5 protein-coding genes and 1 tRNA gene are annotated in these 3,441 nt (G+C 67.9%); 2 read left to right on the forward strand and 4 right to left on the reverse strand.

All coding sequences use genetic code 11. From position 1 onward, the window contains the following. The 4 genes from A612_RS08805 to rplU form a co-directional block, all read right to left on the reverse strand. A partial coding sequence (locus A612_RS08805) for an amino acid kinase family protein (protein ID WP_040436442.1) occupies nucleotides 1–231 on the reverse strand: 231 nt, incomplete at its 3' end. Nucleotides 232–313: 82 nt separating this feature from the next. Further along, nucleotides 314–1,396, reverse strand: a complete 1,083-nt coding sequence (gene cgtA / locus A612_RS08810; RefSeq protein ID WP_019374133.1) for an Obg family GTPase CgtA — start codon at nucleotides 1,394–1,396, stop codon at nucleotides 314–316. Between the two features lie 107 nt (nucleotides 1,397–1,503). Continuing rightward, nucleotides 1,504–1,761 (reverse strand): 50S ribosomal protein L27, encoded by a 258-nt coding sequence (rpmA, locus tag A612_RS08815; protein WP_019374134.1) that lies wholly within the window; start codon nucleotides 1,759–1,761, stop codon nucleotides 1,504–1,506. Between the two features lie 28 nt (nucleotides 1,762–1,789). Continuing rightward, nucleotides 1,790–2,101 carry a 50S ribosomal protein L21 gene (rplU, locus tag A612_RS08820; RefSeq protein WP_019374135.1) on the reverse strand — a complete coding sequence of 104 codons (312 nt, stop codon included), beginning with the start codon at nucleotides 2,099–2,101 and terminating at the stop codon, nucleotides 1,790–1,792. Between the two features lie 228 nt (nucleotides 2,102–2,329). Here rplU and A612_RS08825 point away from each other — a divergent pair, with 228 nt between their 5' ends. Together A612_RS08825 and A612_RS08830 are read left to right on the forward strand one after the other, a co-directional pair. Beyond that, nucleotides 2,330–3,259, forward strand: a complete 930-nt coding sequence (locus A612_RS08825) for a polyprenyl synthetase family protein (protein WP_081501155.1) — start codon at nucleotides 2,330–2,332, stop codon at nucleotides 3,257–3,259. Nucleotides 3,260–3,285: 26 nt separating this feature from the next. After that, a tRNA-Pro gene (locus A612_RS08830) sits at nucleotides 3,286–3,362 on the forward strand. The last annotated feature ends 79 nt before the right edge of the window (nucleotides 3,363–3,441 follow it).

Raw genomic sequence — 3,441 nt, forward strand, 5'->3', positions numbered from 1 at the left:
GGCCGGCCGGCGCGCCCAGCCGAGGCGCTTCATGCCCTCGGCCACTGCCCCGCTCGAGACCATGATGACCTCGCGGCGTGCGAGCCCCTCGCCCCCGTGCACCAGGGTCGCCAGCTGCCGGCTCCATTCGCCGATGGCGGCCTCGTCCAGCCCCCGGCCGTCGTTGGTGACCAGGCTGGAGCCGACCTTGACCACGATGCGCCGGGCATCGCGCAGAACACTGGATTGCATAGGAGAGAAAGGGAAATGCGCGGGAAGAAGGACAGCGAGCAGCCGTCGGGGAAAGGAAGGCGAAGGGCGCTCCGCTGCCGGCTCAGTCGGGATCCACGTCGGCCCCACCGGCAAAGCGTGGATCGGCCTCCGGCTCGGCAGGGCGCTCGGCCTGTTGCCGGGCGTGAACGTGCTGGTAGATGGCCTGGACGAGCGGCTCGCAGCCCTCGCGCGTCAGGGCCGAGATCTCGAACACCGGCCCCTTCCACTTGAAGCGCCTGGTGAAGTCCTGCACGCGCTGCGCGCGCTCCTCGGCCGGGACCATGTCGAGCTTGTTCAGCACCAGCCAGCGCGGCTTGTCGTACAGCGCGGCGTCGTACTTCTTGAGTTCCGCCACGATGGCGCGCGCCTGCGCCACCGGGTCGACCCCCTCGTCGAAGGGCGCCAGGTCGACGATGTGCAGCAGCAGCCGGGTGCGCTGCAGGTGGCGCAGGAACTGGTGGCCCAGGCCGGCGCCTTCGGAGGCACCCTCGATCAGGCCCGGGATGTCGGCCACGACAAAGCTCTGCTCCGGCCCCACACGCACCACGCCCAGATTGGGATGCAACGTGGTGAAGGGGTAGTCGGCGATCTTCGGCCGGGCGTTGGAGACGGCGGCGATGAAGGTGGACTTGCCGGCATTCGGCATCCCGAGCAGCCCCACATCCGCGAGCACCTTGAGCTCGAGCTTGAGGTTCCTGCGCTCGCCGGGCCAGCCCGGGGTTTTCTGCCGCGGCGCCCGGTTGGTCGAGCTTTTGTAGCGCAGGTTGCCGAAGCCGCCATCGCCGCCCTTGGCGATCATCACGACCTCGCCGGGCACCAGCAGCTCGTGCAGCACCTCGCCCGTGGCGGCGTCGCTGATGATGGTGCCGACCGGCATCTTGAGCGTGATGTCCGCGCCGGCGGCGCCGAACATGTCCGAGCCCATGCCGTTGCCGCCGCGCTTGGCCTCGTGGCGGCGCGCGTAGCGGTAATCGACCAGCGTGTTGAGGTTCGGGTCGGCCACCGCATAGACGTGGCCGCCGCGCCCGCCGTCGCCCCCGTCGGGGCCGCCGAACTCGCGGAACTTCTCGCGGCGGAACGACGCGCAGCCGTTGCCGCCGTCGCCGGCCGCAACGTCGATGAAGGCTTCGTCAACGAATTTCATGGGGATGCAGTTTACAAAAGCACGCCGGCCGGGGCAGGGGTCCGCCAGCAACGACAAAGCCCCGACGGCGCGGGGCTTTGCAGTGCATGGGCGAGGACGGTCCGCGATCAGGCGGGCGTTACGCTCACCGTGTGCTTGGACAGCGCGCCCTTGGTGCCGAAGGTCACCCGGCCGTCCACCAGCGCAAACAGCGTGTGGTCCTTGCCGATGCCGACGTTCACGCCGGGGTGCATGCGCGTGCCGCGCTGGCGCACGATGATGGAGCCGGCGCTGACCATCTCACCACCGAAGGCCTTCACACCGAGCATCTTGGGCTTGGAATCGCGCCCGTTTCGCGTAGAGCCGCCGCCTTTTTTCTGTGCCATGAGAGTCTCTCCTGGTGTTCAACAACGATCAGGCAGCGATCGCTTCGATCTGCAGCTCGGTGAACTGCTGGCGATGGCCCTGGTGCTTCTGGTAGTGCTTGCGGCGGCGCAGCTTGAAGATGCGCACCTTCTCGTGCTTGCCATGGGCCACGACGGTGGCCTTGACAGTGGCGCCGGATACCAGGGGTGTGCCCACCTTGAGCTCGGTGCCGTTGCCGACAGCCAGAACCTGGTCGATCACGATTTCCTGGCCCACATCCGCAGCAATCTGTTCTACCTTGATTTTTTCGCCGGCAGCCACGCGATACTGCTTGCCACCGGTTTTTATGACCGCGTACATGTAAACCTCTGGGTCTAGAGAGTAAAAGGGTTGATAGCTTCCGCAGAAATAGTCCTGAGGAACCCAAAATTCTACCACGGGGCCACCAATCGCGCCAGCCGGGGCCTGGGGTGCCCGGGCGCCCTCCCGGGCCCTTCCTATAATCCGCGCTTTCCCCGCACACGCCTGTCCATCTTGGCCGATCCCAACTTCCGCACCGCCGCCGCCCTCGCCCTGATTGCCGACGACATGCGCGAGGTCGACCATGTCATCGCCGCGCGCCTGCATTCCAGCGTGCCGCTGGTCGGCCAGGTGGCGCGCTACATCATCTCTGCCGGCGGCAAGCGGCTGCGCCCCGCCCTGCTGCTGCTGGCCAGCGGCGCCCTGGGCTACCGCGGCAGGCAGCGTTACAACCTCGCGGCGGTGGTGGAGTTCATCCATACGGCCACGCTGCTGCACGACGACGTGGTGGACGAATCCGTCCTGCGCCGCGGCCGCGCCACCGCCAACGAAAGCTTCGGCAACCCGGCCAGCGTGCTGGTGGGCGACTTCCTGTATTCGCGCGCCTTCCAGATGATGGTGGAGACGGACGACATGCGCGTCATGCAGGTGCTGGCCGACGCCACCAACGTGATCGCCGAGGGCGAGGTCCAGCAGCTGATCAACACCCACGACGCCTCCCTGGACGAGGCCGGCTACCTGGAGGTGATTCGATCCAAGACCGCCAAGCTGTTCGAGGCCAGCGCGCGCCTGGCAGCGATCCTCGCCGGCAGCGGCACGGAGATGGAGCGTGCCTGCGCCGAGTACGGCCAGGCCCTGGGCACGGCCTTCCAGGTGATCGACGACGTGCTCGACTACGACGGCGACGCGCAGGAGATGGGCAAGAGCCTGGGCGACGACCTGCGCGAGGGCAAGGTGACGCTGCCCCTGATCATCGCCATGGAGCGCGGCAGCGAGGCCGAACGCCAGCTGCTGCGCAGCGTGATCGAGACCGGCTCGACAGGCGAACTGGGCGCGGTGCTGGAGATCGTGCGGCGCACCGGCGCCCTGGACGCCACGCGCGAGGCCGCCGCGGCCCAGGCCCGGATCGCCATCGACGCCGCCCGCGCACTTCCTTCCAATTCCTACGCCGAAGCTTTGCTACAATTGGCGGCTCAGCTGCTTGAGCGGCGCGCCTGAACCGGCACGCGCATCCGGCAGCCCATCGGGGTGTAGCTTAGCCTGGTAGAGCGCTACGTTCGGGACGTAGAGGCCGGAGGTTCGAATCCTCTCACCCCGACCAGGACACCACGGAAAAAGCCCGAGGCCACGGCCTCGGGCTTTTTTTTCGCTGCGTCGCCCACGCCCCGTGGCGGGGCGCG

The sequence above is a fragment of the Melaminivora alkalimesophila genome (genome assembly GCF_000282995.1).
Classification (GTDB): Bacteria; Pseudomonadota; Gammaproteobacteria; order Burkholderiales; family Burkholderiaceae_C; genus Melaminivora; species Melaminivora alkalimesophila.